Source organism: Streptacidiphilus sp. EB103A (assembly GCF_041261405.1).
Taxonomy (GTDB): Bacteria; Actinomycetota; Actinomycetes; order Streptomycetales; family Streptomycetaceae; genus Streptacidiphilus.
Window position 1 is genome coordinate 22,633 of the sequence record NZ_JBGCAQ010000006.1, and the last position, 16,555, is coordinate 39,187.

Annotated in this window: 16 protein-coding genes; 12 read left to right on the forward strand and 4 right to left on the reverse strand. The window is 70.9% G+C overall.

Annotation, left to right across the window (positions count from 1 at the left end; all coding sequences use genetic code 11):
- Nucleotides 1-29 precede the first annotated feature (29 nt).
- Nucleotides 30-548, reverse strand: a complete 519-nt coding sequence (locus tag ABH941_RS11130; protein ID WP_370128734.1) for an N-acetyltransferase family protein — start codon at nucleotides 546-548, stop codon at nucleotides 30-32.
- A 58-nt stretch (nucleotides 549-606) separates the two neighbouring features.
- Here ABH941_RS11130 and thpR point away from each other — a divergent pair, with 58 nt between their 5' ends.
- Nucleotides 607-1,218, forward strand: a complete 612-nt coding sequence (gene thpR / locus ABH941_RS11135; protein ID WP_370128735.1) for an RNA 2',3'-cyclic phosphodiesterase — start codon at nucleotides 607-609, stop codon at nucleotides 1,216-1,218.
- Here thpR and ABH941_RS11140 read toward each other — a convergent pair.
- Nucleotides 1,143-2,402, reverse strand: a complete 1,260-nt coding sequence (locus ABH941_RS11140) for an MFS transporter (RefSeq protein ID WP_370128736.1) — start codon at nucleotides 2,400-2,402, stop codon at nucleotides 1,143-1,145. The genes thpR and ABH941_RS11140 overlap by 76 nt on opposite strands.
- Nucleotides 2,403-3,366: 964 nt before the next feature.
- On the opposite strand from ABH941_RS11140, the gene ABH941_RS11145 reads away from it, so the two are divergent.
- Nucleotides 3,367-4,494, forward strand: coding sequence for a PucR family transcriptional regulator (locus tag ABH941_RS11145; RefSeq protein WP_370128737.1), 1,128 nt, complete (start codon nucleotides 3,367-3,369; stop codon nucleotides 4,492-4,494).
- Nucleotides 4,495-4,700: 206 nt separating this feature from the next.
- On the opposite strand, the gene ABH941_RS11150 is transcribed toward ABH941_RS11145, so the two are convergent.
- On the reverse strand, nucleotides 4,701-4,904 hold the full coding sequence (locus ABH941_RS11150) for a cold-shock protein (RefSeq protein ID WP_134003615.1): 204 nt from the start codon (nucleotides 4,902-4,904) through the stop codon (nucleotides 4,701-4,703).
- 290 nt (nucleotides 4,905-5,194) lie between these two features.
- Here ABH941_RS11150 and ABH941_RS11155 point away from each other — a divergent pair, with 290 nt between their 5' ends.
- The 5 genes from ABH941_RS11155 (at nucleotide 5,195) to ABH941_RS11175 (ending at nucleotide 10,240) form a co-directional block, all read left to right on the forward strand.
- A complete protein-coding gene (locus tag ABH941_RS11155) occupies nucleotides 5,195-6,055 on the forward strand; it encodes a menaquinone biosynthetic enzyme MqnA/MqnD family protein (RefSeq protein ID WP_370129048.1) in 861 nt (286 codons plus the stop codon).
- Between the two features lie 34 nt (nucleotides 6,056-6,089).
- On the forward strand, nucleotides 6,090-7,781 hold the full coding sequence (locus ABH941_RS11160; RefSeq protein WP_370128739.1) for a serine/threonine-protein kinase: 1,692 nt from the start codon (nucleotides 6,090-6,092) through the stop codon (nucleotides 7,779-7,781).
- A 73-nt stretch (nucleotides 7,782-7,854) separates the two neighbouring features.
- Nucleotides 7,855-9,069 carry a cyclic dehypoxanthinyl futalosine synthase gene (gene mqnC, locus ABH941_RS11165; RefSeq protein WP_370128740.1) on the forward strand — a complete coding sequence of 405 codons (1,215 nt, stop codon included), beginning with the start codon at nucleotides 7,855-7,857 and terminating at the stop codon, nucleotides 9,067-9,069.
- Nucleotides 9,070-9,076: 7 nt separating this feature from the next.
- A complete protein-coding gene (locus ABH941_RS11170; protein ID WP_370128741.1) occupies nucleotides 9,077-9,484 on the forward strand; it encodes a hypothetical protein in 408 nt (135 codons plus the stop codon).
- Between the two features lie 63 nt (nucleotides 9,485-9,547).
- On the forward strand, nucleotides 9,548-10,240 hold the full coding sequence (locus ABH941_RS11175; protein ID WP_370128742.1) for a demethylmenaquinone methyltransferase: 693 nt from the start codon (nucleotides 9,548-9,550) through the stop codon (nucleotides 10,238-10,240).
- A gap of 25 nt (nucleotides 10,241-10,265) precedes the next feature.
- On the opposite strand, the gene ABH941_RS11180 is transcribed toward ABH941_RS11175, so the two are convergent.
- Nucleotides 10,266-10,682: a hypothetical protein gene (locus tag ABH941_RS11180; RefSeq protein ID WP_370128743.1), complete on the reverse strand. Its 417-nt coding sequence runs from the start codon at nucleotides 10,680-10,682 to the stop codon at nucleotides 10,266-10,268.
- A 143-nt stretch (nucleotides 10,683-10,825) separates the two neighbouring features.
- Between ABH941_RS11180 and ABH941_RS11185 the strand changes: the two genes are divergently transcribed.
- From ABH941_RS11185 to ABH941_RS11205, 5 genes are all read left to right on the forward strand, one after another.
- Complete coding sequence (locus ABH941_RS11185) at nucleotides 10,826-12,142, forward strand: geranylgeranyl reductase family protein (protein ID WP_370128745.1); 1,317 nt, start codon at nucleotides 10,826-10,828, stop codon at nucleotides 12,140-12,142.
- Nucleotides 12,143-13,412: 1,270 nt separating this feature from the next.
- Nucleotides 13,413-13,772, forward strand: coding sequence for an NADH-quinone oxidoreductase subunit A (locus tag ABH941_RS11190; RefSeq protein ID WP_030261217.1), 360 nt, complete (start codon nucleotides 13,413-13,415; stop codon nucleotides 13,770-13,772).
- 67 nt (nucleotides 13,773-13,839) lie between these two features.
- Nucleotides 13,840-14,394 carry an NADH-quinone oxidoreductase subunit B family protein gene (locus tag ABH941_RS11195; protein WP_030261219.1) on the forward strand — a complete coding sequence of 185 codons (555 nt, stop codon included), beginning with the start codon at nucleotides 13,840-13,842 and terminating at the stop codon, nucleotides 14,392-14,394.
- A complete protein-coding gene (locus tag ABH941_RS11200; protein WP_370128747.1) occupies nucleotides 14,391-15,170 on the forward strand; it encodes an NADH-quinone oxidoreductase subunit C in 780 nt (259 codons plus the stop codon). The genes ABH941_RS11195 and ABH941_RS11200 overlap by 4 nt, the downstream gene beginning before the upstream one ends.
- Nucleotides 15,170-16,531 (forward strand): NADH-quinone oxidoreductase subunit D, encoded by a 1,362-nt coding sequence (locus ABH941_RS11205; RefSeq protein WP_370128748.1) that lies wholly within the window; start codon nucleotides 15,170-15,172, stop codon nucleotides 16,529-16,531. Before ABH941_RS11200 ends, ABH941_RS11205 begins: the two co-directional genes overlap by 1 nt.
- Nucleotides 16,532-16,555 lie beyond the last annotated feature (24 nt).

Here is a 16,555-nt window from a genome sequence, read left to right on the forward strand (position 1 = left end):
GATCCCCGATCCGTATCCCCAGTTCGGCTTCAGTCCAGCCGCTGTGCCAGCAGCATCCCCGGCCAGTCGGGCAGCCCCTCGCGGGAGACGACGAACGGCTCCACCTCCTGGAACCCCTGACTGCGGTAGTACGCCACCAGCTTGCCGTCGTCCCCGGCGTAGCAGTCCACCCGCAGCAGGCCGAGCCCCTGTCGCAGGGCCTCCGCCCGCGCGGCGTCCAGCAGCGCGCCGCCGACGCGACGGCCCTTGAGGCGGCGTTCGGTCGCCAGCAGGTTCACGTACAGCTCCGGTTCCCCGGCCGGGCGGACGTAGGGCTGCGCCTCCCCGGACACCGACACCACCCCGGCGACCTCCCCGTCCAGCACCGCCACCCGCGCCTCACGGCGGGCGATCCGTCCGCTCACCCGTTCCACCAGAGCCGGACGGGTGGACCAGGGCTCGGTGCCCCACTGGCCGGCGCGCCCCTGGGCGCCCAGCCATTCCACCGTCCCGTCCAGGATCTTCAGCACGGGGTGGAGGTCTTCGGGTTCGGCAAGTCGTATCTCCATATGATCTTTGTACTCGTCGGCTCTTTCCCACGAGAAGGCCGTGACCGAGACTGCCCGCATGAGACTCTTCGCCGCTGTCGTGCCGCCCCCGGCGGCGATCCGTGAACTGGCCGCTGCGGTGGCGCCGCTGCACACGCTGCCGCAGGCCGCCGGCCTGCGCTGGACCGGGGAACCCACCTGGCACCTCACCCTGGCCTTCCTCGGCCAGGTCGACGCCGAGCACCTGGAGCCGCTGCGCGGCCGCCTGGCCGCCGCAGCGGCCTCCGTCGTCCGGACGCCCCGGCTGCGCCTCGCCGGCAGCGGTCGCTTCGGCGAACGCGCGCTGTGGGCGGGCGTCGAGGGGGATACCCTGCCGCTGCGCCGACTCGCCGACGAGGTCGCGAAAGCGGCCCGCGACACCGGCATCGATGTCGACGAACGCCCGTTCCAGGGCCACCTCACCCTGGCCAGGGCGGGCGGCCGCAGCGGTCCCCCCACGGCGGCTGGCAGGGGCCTGCACGCGCTGGCCGGTGCGCTCGCGGACTTCTCCGGCACGGAGTGGCCAGCCACCTCGCTACGCCTGATGCGCAGTCATCTGGGCGCCGGGCCAGCGCACTACGAGACGGTGGCGGAGTGGGCGCTGGGCACGGCGGAGTCGGAATCGGAATCGGCGATGTCGGAGCCGCTGTAACCGACCGCCGGCGCGGCGACCAGCAGCCGCCGGGTGGTCAGCAACAGCACCGCCCCTGCCGCGATCCCGCCGACGGCGATCAGCGCGGCGGCACGCAGCGAGCCGCCGACGACCGCACCGGAGACGGCTGAGCCGAGGGCGTTGCCGGTCGCGAACAGGGTGACCAGCCAGGCGAACGCCTCGGTGCTGGTCCCGACCGGGGCCAGCTCGGCTATCAGCAGGAAGGCGGCGGCGAGCAGCGGAGCGAGGCCCAGGCCGGAGGCGAACGCCGCTGCGCCCATCCACCCCGGGCTCGGGACCAGCAGCAACGGCAGGTAGCAGAGCGCCATGCCGACGGCGAGGGCCCAGGTCCGGGTGGAGGTCGGGGCTTTCCACCGGACCGCGCCGTAGCCGAGGGCGCCCAGCAGCCCGGCGAGCGCGGCCAGTGCGAGCAGGGCGCCGGCGCCGCCGGGGATGCCGGGGTGCTCCTGGGCGTACGCGACGAAGAGGATGTTCTGCGCGCCGATGGCCCAGCCGGTCCCGGCGAAGGCGACCAGCAGCAGCACCAACCCGGGGGAGCGCAGCGGCCCCAGCCAGCCGGCGCCCGCGCCGTTCGCGCGCACCGGGGCCCGCCAGGCGCGGGCCGGCGCGGAGGTCGCCACGGTCACGGTGCCGAGCATGCCCAGCCCGGCGGCCAGCCACAGCGCGATCGACGGGCTGCCGAAGGCGGCGACCCCGGCGACCAGCAGCGGCCCGGCCACATAGAGGATCTGCTGAGCGGCCGAGTCCAGCGCATAGGCGGTCTCCAGGGCCGCCGGGGCGACGATGTCCGGCCACAGCGAGCGCAGGCAGGGCTCCAGCGGCGGCATGGCGAGCCCGGCCAGCGCGGCGCCGGCCAGGGCGGCGGCCGGGTTCCCCGGCGCCACCGCCAGCGCGGCATAGCCGCAGGCGGCGACGGAGGCGGAGACCAGCAGCACACGCGGCTGCCCGGCCCGGTCCACCAGACGCCCCAGCACCGGACCGCCGACAGCGGCGGCGACGGCGTACGCGGCGGTGGTCAGCCCGATCCTGGCGTAGGGCGCGCCCGCGCCGTGCAGCGCGAGGGCGATGGCGACGACGGTCATCCCGGCGGGGAGACGGCCGGTGAGGGTACCCAGCAGCAGCCGGGCGACCCGGGGGCTGCGCAGGACGGTGAGGTAGCCCACAGCGGCTGGTCTCCTCGGGTGGGGGGTGGTGGCTCGGCTTCTAGGTTATACGTATAACTTACGTGGGAGCAAAAGCCGGGTCGCTCTGCTTCTAGGGGGACCGAGGTCGTCCGGTGTCTCGCCCCTGGCTGCAACGGCATTCGCCGGGCCGCGACGGCGCCCGCCCCCACCCTCCGGGCGGGGGTGCCCCCTGTCTCCGGGGCTCCGCCCCGAAAGCGGCCAACTACAGGGAGCGGGGGCGTGGGCCGGGCGCCGTGGGCCCGTGCGGCGGGGGCGCGGGGCGGGCCGGGGGGCGTGCGGCGGTCGGTGTGGTCCGTTTTGGGGTCACTCGACCTACTTTGGGGTCACTGACTTGACGGCATATCGGACATTCAGGGCGGGATCTGTCGGATGAGTGACCCCAAAGTAGGTCGAGTGACCCCAAATGCATAGGGCACCTACCTGGCGAATCGTTTCTGCAGGCACCACCAACCGCCCCGCCGCTCGGCAACGGCGGGCCGCCCGCACCCCTCCTGCTCCTGTCGCCGCGAGCGAAGCGAGCAACAGCAACAAGCCACGGACGGCGGTGGGCGGCAACGGTGCCGCCATGTAAGCCACCTGCAGCTTCCGGACCAGCGCGCTACGCCGCCCGGCCTCCCCCGTCCACCACCCTATCCGGGTGATCCCCGTCCGCTTTTCAATGTTGACACTCCGGTAACACGCGACAGATACTGCGTCCCAGGCATCAAGAATTTTCATTGTTGCAGGAAATCGTGGGCGGATTCTTCACGTCGGGGGATGTGATTCTCCGGAACTTGCCATCGATTGCTGGCAATTATCGAAATTGCTGCATCGGCAGGTATTGCGGACCGACGCAGGAGGTTTGATGGCCGTTTCGACCCAGCTACAGGGACCCGCTCAAGCCCAGGCCCGGGCGTACTTGCAGCCTCGTCCCTGGGCGGTGTTGCCCTCCGGGCTTTCGGCGTTGATCAGAGCCGAGAATGTGCGGCTGGTGCCGGAGATCGTGCAGGAGATACGCCGCCAGATTCCCGAGTACGCGAGGCCGCTGGACGGCAGGTTCGGGGCCGGAATCCAGCAGGGTGCGGCGCGGGCGGTGGCGCAGTTCGCCGAGCTCGTCGCGGATGATCGTGCCAACCCCGAGGAATCGCTGCAGGTGTACCGGGCGCTGGGGAGAGGCGAGTGGCGCGAGGGCCGCAGCCTGGACGCGTTGCAGGCGGCCTACCGGCTCGGGGCCAGGCTGGCGTGGCGCCGGTACGCCCGGCTCGCGCGCCGGGCCGGGGTGCCGGAGGCGGCGATGACGGCTCTGGCGGAGGCGATTTTCGCGCATATCGACGAGATGGCCGCCGCCTCGGTCGAGGGCTACGCCGAAGCGCGGGCGGACGCGGCCGGCACGCTGCGGCGGGCCCGGCGGAGGCTGGTGCAACTGCTCGTCGGCGGCGCGGCCGAGCCGGTTCTGGCCGAGTGCTCGCGGGCGGCCCGCTACCCGCTGCCCGAGCGGATCGCCGCCGTGGCGCTGCGTCCGGACGGGCTGCTCGGCGCGGCCGCCGGGCTGCGGACGATGCCGGCAGTGCTCGCGGACCTGGAGGGCCACGAGCCCTGCCTGTTCCTCGCGGACCCGGAGCTGCCCGGCCGGACCGACCAGCTGGCCGCCGTCCTGGCGGACCGTACCGCCGTGCTGGGACCCGCCGTCCCGGTCGCCCAGGCGGCGCAGTCGCTGCGCTGGGCCCGCACCGTCGCCACGCGGCAGCCCGCGGATGCGGCACCGGGGCTGGTGCACTGCGACCAGCAGCTGTCCTCGGTGCTGCTGCTGGGCGACCAGGACTTGGTCGCACTGCTGGGGACGCGGAGGCTGGCACCGCTGGAGGGGCTGACCGGGAAGCGGCGGGAGCGGCTGGAGGAGACCCTGCTGGCGTGGCTGGAGACCTCGACCGGTAGCGCCCCGGAGGTCGCCGCCCGGTTGGGGCTGCACCCGCAGACGGTGCGTCAGCGGATGCGCGGCATCGAGGAACTGTTCGGGGAGGCGCTGGCGGATCCTGACGCCCGCTTCGAGATCGAGTTGGCGTTGCGCGGGCGGCGGCTGCAAGCCCCCTGACCAGCGGGCGGACCTGGCATGCCGATGCCGATGCCGTCCGCCTTGCCGTCCGCGTCCCGCCGTCCGTCCCGCCGGAACAGGCACAGGCAGAGGGCCCGTCGTCGCTGCAGCGGCGCGGGCCCTCTTGGGTTGGTGCTGTGCTAGCCACCGGTCGATCGTGCGGCCTGATCACGGATGATCAGGAGCGGGTGATCAGTGGGTGGGATTCAGATCGTGGTGACGTTCTCGGCCTGCGGGCCCTTGGGACCCTGCGTGACGTCGAACTCCACGGTCTGGTTCTCCTCAAGCGAGCGGAAGCCGTTCGCGTTGATGGCGGAGTAGTGGACGAAGACGTCGGGGCCGCCGCCGTCCTGGGCGATGAAGCCGAAGCCCTTCTCGGCGTTGAACCACTTGACGGTTCCGGTCGCCATACCGTTCTCCTTGCGAGGGACGTAAAGGACGCCACACCTCGTGGCGCCCGGTCCGCTGCGCTGATCGCCCCGCTTCAGGTACTTCGCTGTGACAAAGCTTCTGAAAACGACAGAAGCCCGCGGTCACATGCTCCGCAGGCTCGAGTACTGCATGGGAAATCAAACTGCAACTGCGAAAACCCTAGCACGCGCTTCCGGGCCCGGCCAGGGACGATCTCATCCCCCGGACTACTGTGCTGGGTGTGGATACATACACCGAGCGTGACGGCGACCCCGACAACTCCGAGAGTGTGGACGTTCCCACCGGGAGCGGCAGCGACCACCGTCGCCTGCGGCCGCGGGTGGGGCACATCCAGTTCCTGAACTGCGTCCCCATCTACTGGGGCCTGGCCCGTACCGGCAGCCTGCTGGACCTGGACCTCAGCAAGGACACGCCCGAGCGGCTCAGCGACGCCCTGGTCGCCGGCGACCTGGACATCTCCCCGATCACCTGCGTCGAGTACCTGCGCAACGCCGACCAGCTGGTCGTCATGCCGGACATCGCGGTGGGCAGCGACGGGCCGGTGCTGTCCTGTGTGATCGTCAGTCAGGTGCCGCTGGACCAGCTCGACGGCCGCAAGGTCGCCCTCGGCTCGACCAGCCGTACGTCGGTGCGGTTGGCGCAGCTGCTGCTGGCCGAGCAGTACGGCGTGCAGCCCGACTACTACACCTGCCCGCCCGACCTAGCGCTGATGATGCAGGAGGCCGACGCCGCCGTGCTGATCGGCGACGCCGCACTGCGCGCCACCATGTTCGACGGGCCCAGGCTCGGCCTCGACGTCCACGACCTGGGCGCGATGTGGAAGGACTGGACCGGGCTGCCCTTCGTCTTCGCGGTCTGGGCCGCCCGCAGGGACTTCCTGGAGCGCGAGCCGGAGCTGGTCCGCGAGGTGCGCCGGGCGTTCCTGGCGTCGCGGGACCTGTCGATGGAGGAGGTCGACAAGGTCGCCGAGCAGACCGCCCGCTGGGAGCTGTTCGACGAGGAGCTGCTGCGCCGCTACTTCGCCGAGGCACTGGACTTCTCCTTCGGGGAGCGGCAGTTGGAGGGCATGCGGGAGTTCGCCCGCCGGATCGGCGCGAGCACGGAGGACGTGATCCTGCTGGACGGCTGACAGGCCGTCGGTCCGGCGGACATGATGGCGAGTCATGGAACCGTTGGGGGCGGGAGATCCGCGACAGATCGGGGCGTACCGACTGCTGGGGCGCCTCGGCGCGGGCGGGATGGGCCGGGTCTACCTGGGGCGTACGGCGGGGGGCCGTACCGTCGCGGTCAAGCTGGTGCGCACCGACCTGGCCGACGACACCGACTTCCGGGCCCGCTTCCGGCAGGAGGTCGCGGCGGCGCGGCGGGTGGGGGGTGTCTGGACCGCGCCGGTGCTGGACGCCGACACCGAGAGCGATCAGCCCTGGGTGGCGACCGGTTACGTCCCCGGACCCGGACTCGACCTCGCGGTAAGGGAGTTCGGGGTGCTGCCGGAGGAGTCGGTGCGGATGCTGGGGGTCGGACTCGCCGACTCGCTGGCCGCGGTGCACGCGACCGGACTGGTGCACCGCGACCTGAAGCCGTCCAATGTGCTGCTCACCCTGGACGGACCGCGACTGATCGACTTCGGCATCGCCAGAGCCCTGGACGCCGCGACAGCGCTGACCCGGTCCGGGTATGTGGTCGGCTCGCCCGGCTACATGTCGCCGGAGCAGGGCGCGGGAGAGGCGGCGGGACCCGCGAGCGACGTCTTCGCGCTGGGCGGGGTGCTGGCCTTCGCCGCGACCGGCGCCGGGCCCTTCGGCGAGAGCGGGACCTCGCCGGTGCTGCTGCTCTACCGGGTGATGCACGAGGCCCCGCGACTGGAGGGACTGCCGGACGGACCGCTGCGCGCGGTGGTGGAGCGCTGCCTGGCGAAGGAGCCGGGCGACCGCCCGGGCCTGGACGAGCTGCGCGCGGAGCTGGGCGGGGTCGGCCCGTCCGACGGCTGGCTGCCGCCGCTGCTGGTCGCCTCGGTGGGGCGGCGGACGGCCGAGCTGCTGGACCTGGAGACGGTGGGGGAGGTTGCCGCCCCGGCTTCGGCTCCGGCTTCGGCTTCGGCTTCGGCGCCCAGGGGGTTCGGTCCTGCGCCGGTGATGGATGCAACACCGGCGCAGGGGTCGGAGGCGGTGTCCGACGTTCCTCCCATGGCGACCCCGCCGACGCGGCAGCAGCCGCCACCGCAACGACCGGGGCGCGGTCGTACGCGGGTGCTGGTCGGCGGAGTGGTGCTGCTGGCGGTGCTCGCCGCGGTGCTGGTCCCGCTGCTGCTGCCGAAGAAGGGCGGTAGCGGTACAGGGAGCACAGGGAGCACAGGGAGCACAGGGGGCGCCGCCGGGACGAGCACGGTGACGGCGTCGGCGACGCCTTCCGTATCCGCGACCCACTCCGGGATCGCCACGGGCGCCGGCCCGACCCCGCCGGCCGCTCCGTCCCCTGGACCGACCAGCCCGAACGCCGTCCCGGCCGTCTTCCTCGGGACCTGGACCGGGACGCTGATCACCTCCGACGGTCTGCTCAGCGAGCCGTACTCGATCGCCATCCGGCCGGGGACGGTCGGGGCCGAGAACAGCACCAGCATCACCACCGTCACAGGGCTCGCCGGACTGGCCTGCCTGGGCGCCGACAAACTCGCGTCGTCCACCACCAGCACGATCACCTTCAAGGACCGGCTGTTGCCCGGCAGCAGCACGGGCAGCTGTTCCACCGCCTCCGGCACCCAGGTCTTCACGCTCAACGCCGATGGCACCCTGCACTACCAGGACAACGGCGCCGGCAGCGGGACGCCCAGCGGTGACTTGCACAAGGTGAGGTAGGGGCGCTGGCGTAGTCTGGGCGGCGACCGCATGGACACGTTGGACCGCAGTAGTGACAAGAGAGGACGCCGAGGTGCTCGAGACCGCCCAGCCCCAGGAGACGGATCTGCAGGCAGTCCTCGACCGCGCCGCGGCCGGGGGGCGCATCACCCCGGAGGAGGCGCTGGAGATCTACCGCCACGCCCCCCTGCACGCCCTCGGCGCAGCAGCCGACGCAGTACGCCGCCGCCGTTACGCCGGCACCGAGCACATCGCCACGTACATCATCGAACGCAACATCAACTACACCAATGTGTGCGTCACGGCCTGCAAGTTCTGCGCCTTCTACGCCGCGCCCAAGGATGTGGAGAAGGGCTGGTCACGGGATCTGGAGGAGATCCTGCGCCGCTGCGCGGAGACCGTCGAGCTCGGCGGCACCCAGATCATGTTCCAGGGCGGGCACCACCCCGACTACGGCGTGGAGTACTACGAGCGGGCCTTCTCCGCGATCAAGAAGGACTTCCCGCAGCTGGTGATCCACTCCCTCGGCGCCTCAGAGGTCGAGCACATGTCGCGGATCTCCGGGGTCACGGCGGAGGAGGCCATCCGCCGGATCCACGCCGCCGGGCTCGACTCCTTCGCGGGCGCCGGAGCGGAGCTGCTGCCCGAGCGCCCTCGCAAGGCCATCGCGCCGCTCAAGGAGTCCGGCGAGCGCTGGCTGGAGATCATGGAGATCGCCCACAATCTGGGCGTCGAGTCCACCTCCACCATGCTGATGGGCACCGGCGAGACCAACGCCGAGCGGATCGAGCACCTGCGCATGATCCGCGACGTGCAGGACCGGACCGGCGGCTTCCGCGCGTTCATCCCGTACACCTACCAGCCCGAGAACAACCACCTCAAGGGCCGTACTCAGGCGACGCTGTTCGAGTACCTGCGACTGATCGCGGTGGCCCGGTTGTTCCTCGACAACATCGCGCACATCCAGGGCTCCTGGCTGACCGTCGGCAAGGAGATGGGCCAGCTGACGCTGCACTACGGAGCGGACGACCTGGGCTCGGTGATGCTGGAGGAGAACGTCGTCTCCTCGGCCGGGGCCAAGCACCGGTCCAACCGGATGGAGCTGATCAACCTGATCCGCTCGGCCGGACGCGTCCCCGCGCAGCGCGCCACCACCTACGAGCACATCGTGGTCCACGACGACCCGGCGAACGACCCGGTCAACGACCACGCCTACTCGCACATCGCCTCCACCGCGATCGTCGGCGGAACGGCACACCCGGAGCTCAAGCTCCTGAACGCCAACTGACCCGGCGTTGCTGACTCTTCATACCGGGTCGGACGGTATCGCCGTGGCCGTGGACGGCGAGCGCATTGCCGCCCACGGTCCGGCGGACGAGCTGGCGGCCGCCTACCCGCAGGCCAGGGTGCGGCGCTGGGACGGGGTGGTCACGCCCGGCGCGCTGCACCAGGGCGCGCTGCCGGACGCGCCCAGCGCACGGGAGCGGGTGTACGCCCTGCTGCGCTCCGGCGCGACCGCAGCCCAGCCCGCCGCCTTCGCCGACCCCGAGCTGCGCGCCGCCGCCCACCGCAACGGTCTGGCCACGGACGGACACACGCCCACCCTGGCCGTCGGCGGCCGGGCCGACCTGGCGGTCCGCGCCGCGGACGGCAGCTGCCTGGCCACGGTCCTCGGCGGGCGACTCGTCCACCGCCGGGCCTGACCGGTGCCTGAGGGTGCCGGAGCGGTGCCGGAGCATGCGGCCCGGGGGTGAACAATGGGGTCCGTGACCCGAGCCTCTCTGGACAAGCAGCCGCACGAAGTCGCCTCCATGTTCGACGACGTCGCGGCCAAGTACGACATCACCAACGATGTGCTCTCGCTGGGCCAGACCCGGCTGTGGCGCAAGGCCGTCGCCCGTGCCGTGGACGCCAGGCCGGGCGAGCGGGTGCTCGACCTCGCCGCCGGGACGGCGACCTCGTCGCTGCCCTTCGCCGAGGCCGGCGCGACCGTCGTGCCCTGCGACTTCTCGCTCGGGATGCTGCGGGAGGGCAAGCGCCGCCACCCCGAGCTGCCGCTCACCGCGGGCGACGCCACCCGGCTGCCCTTCGCCGACGGCGTGTTCGACGCCGTCACCATCTCCTTCGGGCTGCGCAACGTCCAGGACACCGACGCCGCCCTGCGCGAGCTGCTGCGCGTCACCCGGCCCGGCGGCCGGGTCATCATCTGTGAGTTCAGCCACCCGGTCTGGGCGCCGTTCCGCACCGTCTACTCGGAGTACCTGATGCGCGCGCTGCCGACGGTGGCCACCGCCGTCAGCAGCAACCCCGACGCCTACGTCTACCTCGCCGACTCCATCCGCGCCTGGCCCGACCAGCCGGCCCTCGCCGCCCGGCTCCAGGCGGCGGGCTGGTCCAAGGTGGCCTGGCGCAACCTGACCGGCGGCATCGTGGCCCTGCACCGGGGCACCCGGACGTAGCCGTCAGGCCGTCAGGGGAAGCGGTTCAGGCGCTGCGCTCGGAGCCGTCCGGCCAGATGCGGTGGACGTAGGTGCCCTGCGCCTCGGCGCGGGCGACGGCATCGGCGAGCGGCCCGCCCGGCGATCCGTCCCAGACGGCGACCAGCTCGTCGACCAGGCCGAGCAGAACGGCGGTCGGGTCCGTTCCGGGGCCCAGCCGGTGCACCGCGCGGGCCTGCCGGGCCAGCGCGTCGCCGGGGCCGGCCGGGGTGCCGAGCACCTCCAGGGTGCCGCCGTGCTCCAGGACGGCGGCGGCGAACCAGCTCTCCGATCCCGGGCCCAACGGGCTGACGCCGACCAGGCCGTAGGTCTGATAGCCGGTCACCAGCTTCCACAGCTCGCCGCGGACCAGCATCTCGGTGATCTCCGAGAGGTCCGTGTGCCCGATGACGCCGATGTGCATGGCCTGCCCCTGCTCGCCCCTGGTGATGTGGTTGTGTGGTCGTGGATCCGGATCAGCGTAGGTGATCAGACATAGACTGCGGAGTGGCCCGACGCGGGTCCGAACCAGCGAAGACGTCCGACGAGAGCAGGCAGGAGTCCCCGGTGTCGCAGTCGACCCAGCAGACCCAGCAGACCGCGCAGAGCGCAGCCGTCGAGGCCGAGGCCGATGTGATCGTCGTCGGAGCCGGTCCCGCGGGCTCGACCACGGCCTATCACCTGGCCCGGGCCGGCCTGGAGGTCCTGCTGCTGGAGAAGGCGCAGTTCCCGCGCGAGAAGGTCTGCGGGGACGGGCTGACCCCGCGCGCAGTCAAGCAGTTGGTGGACATGGGGATCGACATCTCCGAGGAGGCAGGCTGGCTGCGCAACAAGGGCCTGCGGATCATCGGCGGCGGGGTGCGCCTCGAACTGGACTGGCCCGAGCTGGCGAGCTTCCCCGACTACGGGCTGGTCCGCAAGCGCGCCGACTTCGACGAACTGCTGGCGTACCAGGCGGAGAAGGCCGGGGCCAAGCTGCACCAGCTGTGCAACGTCACCGGCCCGGTCGTCGACCCGCGGACGGGGCGGATCACGGGGGTGACGGCGAAGCTCGGCGAGGACAAGCGCGAGGTCGTCTTCAAAGCCCCGCTGGTGGTCGCCGCCGACGGCAACTCCACCCGGCTCTCCCTGGCCATGGGCCTGCACCGGCGCGAGGACCGCCCGATGGGCGTCGCCTATCGCACCTACTTCAACTCCCCGCGCAGCGAGGACGACTACCTGGAGTCCTGGCTGGAGCTGTGGGACCGGCGCGGCGGCCAGGAGAAACTGCTCCCCGGCTACGGCTGGATCTTCGGCATGGGCGACGGCACCAGCAATGTGGGCCTGGGCCTGCTGAACACCACCAAGTCCTTCAAGGACATCGACTACCGCGAGCTGCTCAAGGTGTGGTGCGCGGGGATGCCCGAGGAGTGGGGCTACACCCCCGAGAACATGACCGAGCCGATCCGCGGCGCGGCCCTGCCCATGGCCTTCAACCGCCAGCCGCACTACACCCGCGGCTTCCTGCTGGTCGGCGACGCGGGCGGGATGGTCAACCCCTTCAACGGCGAGGGCATCGCCTACGCGATGGAGTCCGGCCAGATCGCGGCCGGCGTCATCGTCCAGGCCCTGGCCCGGCAGACCGACCTGGGCCGGGAGCGGGCGCTGGAGGCGTACCCGACCATCCTCAAGGACATCTACGGCGGCTACTACTCGCTGGGCCGCGGCTTCGTGAAGGCCATCGGCAACCCCCTGGTGATGCGGATGGCGGCCCAGCACGGCCTGACCCACCCGGTGCTGATGAAGTTCGTACTGAAGCTGCTGGCCAACCTCACCGACCCGCAGGGCGGCGACGCGATGGACCGGATCATCAACGGGCTGGCGAAGGTGGCGCCGAGGGCGTAGGGGCGGGGCTCGGCTCGGCAGTCGGGGGAGGCGGGGCGTTTCCGCTGGTCGCGGCCGCTGTGGGTGGCTTACATGGCGCCACCGTTGCCGCCCGCCCCCGTCCGTGGCTTGTTGCTGTTGCTCGCTCCGCTCGCGGGCCAACAGCAGCGGGGGAGCGAGGTCGGGGCCGAGCGCCGTTGCCGGGCTGGGGTCGGCGGTGGGGCGTGCAGAAACGGTTCTGCGGCAGGGCTTCGGTCGAACCGGGGTTACTTTTGGGACACCGGGGCACTTTTGGTACGCCAAGACGGGGGTAAATGGGGCATTGCGGCATGATCAAGTGACGCCCTGTCCCAAAAGTGACCCTGGTTCCCCCTCGGGCCGGGCTTTTCGGGTCACTGCCTATACGTTCGGGTCACTCCCTCGACGCCCAATCCGGACATAGCGGGCAGGAGGCGTTTGATGAGTGACCCGAACGTATAGGGAGTGACCCAAAAACCGGCCAGCCCCCCCGGCAGGAACGTTTCTGCACGACCCGCCACCTGCCGCCCCGCTGCCCGGCAGCGGCGGGCCGCCCGCACCCCTCCCCGCCCTTGTCGCCGCGAGCGAAGCGAGCAACAGCAACAAGCCACGGACGTGCCACTCGGCAACGGCGGCGCCATGTAAGCCACCTACCGGCCCCGCGTCGGGAGACGGCGCCCCGCCGCCCGGCAACGGCGGGCCGCCCGCACCCCTCCCCGGCCTTGTCGCCGCGAGCGGAGCGAGCTACAGCAACAAGCCACGGACGGGGGCGGGCGGCAACGGTGGCGCCATGTAAGCCACCCGCAGTTGCCGCATCACTCAGCGTCGCCGTTCGGCCTCCCCCGGCCCACCCCCTGTGCTGCTCGCCGAGCCTCTGTCAACGCGTCGATCGCCTCGCCACTCTCTCGGGGTCGCGACTAATAACACGTGCGCCTGCGGGTGGCAAAAGTTGCGATGGAAGCACTGTCAATGATACGCAGCATGGCCTCCAACCTGCAGTGATGCCCTATCAGTTGGCGCTTTGTGAACGCATGCACACAGTGAGTGGCCGATTTTACCCGCCCGTAACCTCATGATCGTTCATTGGGTGGCGTAGATCACATTGAAGGTGCTTACCCCCGTGTCGCAGATCACACATGAACGGGCATAGGATGCAGCCGTCTTGGGGGCTTGTGAACTGCCTCACATGAGCTGATCAAGCTCCCGAGCTGTACGAACCCGCAGTCACCGACATGGACGTCGGCTCGGACTGACGCCTGGGAGGTCGTTCGGTATGAACGCATATGCGCCGATTCTGGTACTTGGCGCCCTCGCGGCTGCCTTCGCGATCGGCTCCGTGGCGATGGCCGCGCTGACCGGTCCGAAGCGGTACAACCGCGCCAAATTGGACGCCTACGAGTGCGGTATCGAGCCGACGCCGCAGCCGGTGGGCGGTGGGCGGTTCCCGATCAAGTACTACCTGACGGCGATGCTCTTCATCGTCTTCGACATCGAGATCGTCTTCCTCTACCCGTGGGCGGTCTCCTTCGACTCGTTGGGGATCTTCGGCCTGGTGGAGATGGTGCTGTTCATCGCCACGGTCTTTGTCGCCTATGCGTACGTCTGGCGGCGCGGGGGCCTGGAGTGGGACTGATCGCACGGCCTGCCTCAAGACGCCGCAAGCATCCGCATCCGGTCCGGACGAGCTGAGAGGACACCAGATGGGTATCGAGGAGAAGCTGCCCAGCGGCTTCCTGCTCACCTCGGTCGAGCAGGCCGCCGGATGGGTGCGGAAGAGTTCGCTCTTCCCGGCCACCTTCGGCCTGGCCTGCTGCGCCATCGAGATGATGACGACCGGGGCCGGCCGCTACGACCTGGCGCGGTTCGGCATGGAGGTCTTCCGCGGGTCGCCGCGCCAGGCCGATCTGATGATCGTGGCGGGCCGGGTCAGCCAGAAGATGGCGCCGGTGGTCCGCCAGGTCTACGACCAGATGGCGAACCCCAAGTGGGTGATCTCGATGGGGGTCTGCGCCTCCTCGGGCGGGATGTTCAACAACTACGCGATCGTCCAGGGCGTCGACCACGTCATCCCCGTGGACATCTACCTGCCGGGCTGCCCGCCGCGGCCGGAGATGCTGATGGACGCGATCCTCAAGCTGCACGAGCAGATCCGCCACGAGAAGCTCGGCGCTCAGCGCGCCAAGGCGGACGACGAGGCGGAGCAGCAGGCGCTGCAGGCGGTCCCGACGATCGAGATGAAGGGGCTGCTGCGGTGAGTGACGGCACCGAAGAGGGCACTGCCGCGGAAGCGGAAGCCGCGGAGAGCGGCGTGCCGACGCCGCGCGCAGGTGCGACGGAGCTGGAGGTCGTCGGCGTCCGGCACGGGATGTTCGGCGGGTCGAACCCCAGCGAGGACGCCGGGGTCGGCGGCAACAGCGGGGACACCTCGGGCTACGGCCGGCTGGTCCGGCCGATCGTGCTGCCTGGGGCTTCGCCCCGTCCGTACGGGCACGGCTGGTTCGACGAGTGCGCCGACGAGCTGGAGGGCGCGCTGGAGGAGCAGGGCCTGGACGTGGGCGCGGTGATCGACAAGACGGTCGTGGACCGGGGCGAGATCACCTTCCATGTCGAGCGGGAGTTCCTGCCGCAGGTGATGCAGACCCTGCGGGACGACCCGGCCCTGCGCTTCGAGCTGTGCACCGGCGTCAGCGGGGTGCACTACCCCGGTGACCGGGGGCGCGAGCTGCACGCGGTCTACCACCTGCGCTCGATCACCCACAACCGGCTGATCCGGGTGGAGACCTCGGCGCCGGACGACGACCCGGTGATCCCCTCCACCTGCGCCGTCTATCCCACCAACGACTGGCACGAGCGGGAGACGTACGACTTCTTCGGCATCGTCTTCGAGGGCCATCCGGCGCTCACCCGGATCATGATGCCGGACGACTGGCTGGGTCACCCGCAGCGCAAGGACTATCCGCTCGGCGGCATTCCCGTCGAGTACAAGGGCGCGCAGATCCCGGCTCCCGACCAGCGGAGGTCGTACAACTGATGGACAGCCAGACGCAAGAGCCGCAGGCTCCGGACCGCCAGGCGACAGCTCCGGAGCGACTGACCACCGAGGGGCGCGTCTACACCGTCACCGGCGGGGACTGGGACGAGATCGTCACGGCGGCGGCCAAGGCCGACGACGAGCGGATCATCGTCAACATGGGTCCGCAGCACCCGTCCACCCACGGGGTGCTGCGGCTGATCCTGGAGATCGACGGCGAGACCGTCACCGAGGCCAGGTGCGGGATCGGTTATCTGCACACCGGCATCGAGAAGAACATGGAGTTCAGGAACTGGACCCAGGGCACGACCTTCGTGACCCGGATGGACTACCTGACCCCGCTGTTCAACGAGACCGCCTACTGCCTGGCGGTGGAGCGGCTGCTCGGGATCACCGACGACATCCCGGAGCGGGCCACCGTCATCCGGGTGCTGATGATGGAGCTCAACCGGATCTCCTCACACCTGGTCTGCCTGGCCACCGGCGGGATGGAGATCGGCTCCACCACCCTGATGATCTACGGGTTCCGCGACCGCGAGATCATCCTCGACATCTTCGAGCTGGTCACCGGGCTGCGGATGAACCACGCCTACGTCCGCCCCGGCGGCCTGGCGCAGGACCTGCCGCCCGGCGCGCTGGACCAGATCCGTGAGGGCATCAAGACCCTGCGCGGCCGGATGCACGAGTACGACAAGCTGGCCACCAACAACCCGGTGTTCAAGGCCCGGCTGGTGGACGTCGGCTATCTGGACCTGGCCGGCTGCATGGCGCTGGGGGCCACCGGTCCCATCCTGCGCTCCACCGGGCTGCCGCACGACCTGCGCAAGTCCCAGCCCTACTGCGGCTACGAGCAGTACGAGTTCGACGTCCCGACCGCCGACACCTGCGACTCCTACGGCCGGTTCCTGATCCGGCTCGCGGAGATGGAGCAGTCGCTGCGGATCGTCGAGCAGTGCCTGGACCGGCTGCGCGGCGGACCGGGCCGGGTGATGGTCGCGGACAAGAAGATCGCCTGGCCGGCTCAGCTGTCGCTGGGTCCGGACGGCATGGGCAACTCGCTCGACCACATCCGCACCATCATGGGCGAGTCGATGGAAGCCCTGATCCACCACTTCAAGCTGGTCACCGAGGGCTTCCACGTCCCGGCCGGACAGGCGTACGTGGCGGTGGAGTCGCCCAAGGGCGAGCTGGGCGTGCATGTCGTCAGCGACGGCGGGACGCGCCCGTACCGGGTGCACTTCCGCGATCCCAGCTTCACCAACCTGCAGTCGATGGCGGCGATGTGTGAGGGCGGGCAGGTCGCGGACGTCATCGTCGCTGTGGCCGGGATCGACCCCGTGATGGGAGGCGTGGACCGGTGAGCAGTCAGCTGACGGTGCCGCTGC

Coding starts and splice junctions, on each gene's coding strand:
- ABH941_RS11130 (WP_370128734.1), bottom strand. CDS start 548: ATGGAGATACGACTTGCCGAACCCGAAGACCTCCACCCCGTGCTGAAG.
- ABH941_RS11180 (WP_370128743.1), bottom strand. CDS start 10,682: ATGCACATCGGCGTCATCGGGCACACGGACCTCTCGGAGATCACCGAG.
- ABH941_RS11190 (WP_030261217.1), top strand. CDS start 13,413: ATGAACGCATATGCGCCGATTCTGGTACTTGGCGCCCTCGCGGCTGCC.
- thpR (WP_370128735.1), top strand. CDS start 607: ATGAGACTCTTCGCCGCTGTCGTGCCGCCCCCGGCGGCGATCCGTGAA.
- ABH941_RS11150 (WP_134003615.1), bottom strand. CDS start 4,904: ATGGCGACCGGAACCGTCAAGTGGTTCAACGCCGAGAAGGGCTTCGGC.
- ABH941_RS11205 (WP_370128748.1), top strand. CDS start 15,170: ATGGACAGCCAGACGCAAGAGCCGCAGGCTCCGGACCGCCAGGCGACA.
- ABH941_RS11195 (WP_030261219.1), top strand. CDS start 13,840: ATGGGTATCGAGGAGAAGCTGCCCAGCGGCTTCCTGCTCACCTCGGTC.
- ABH941_RS11160 (WP_370128739.1), top strand. CDS start 6,090: ATGGAACCGTTGGGGGCGGGAGATCCGCGACAGATCGGGGCGTACCGA.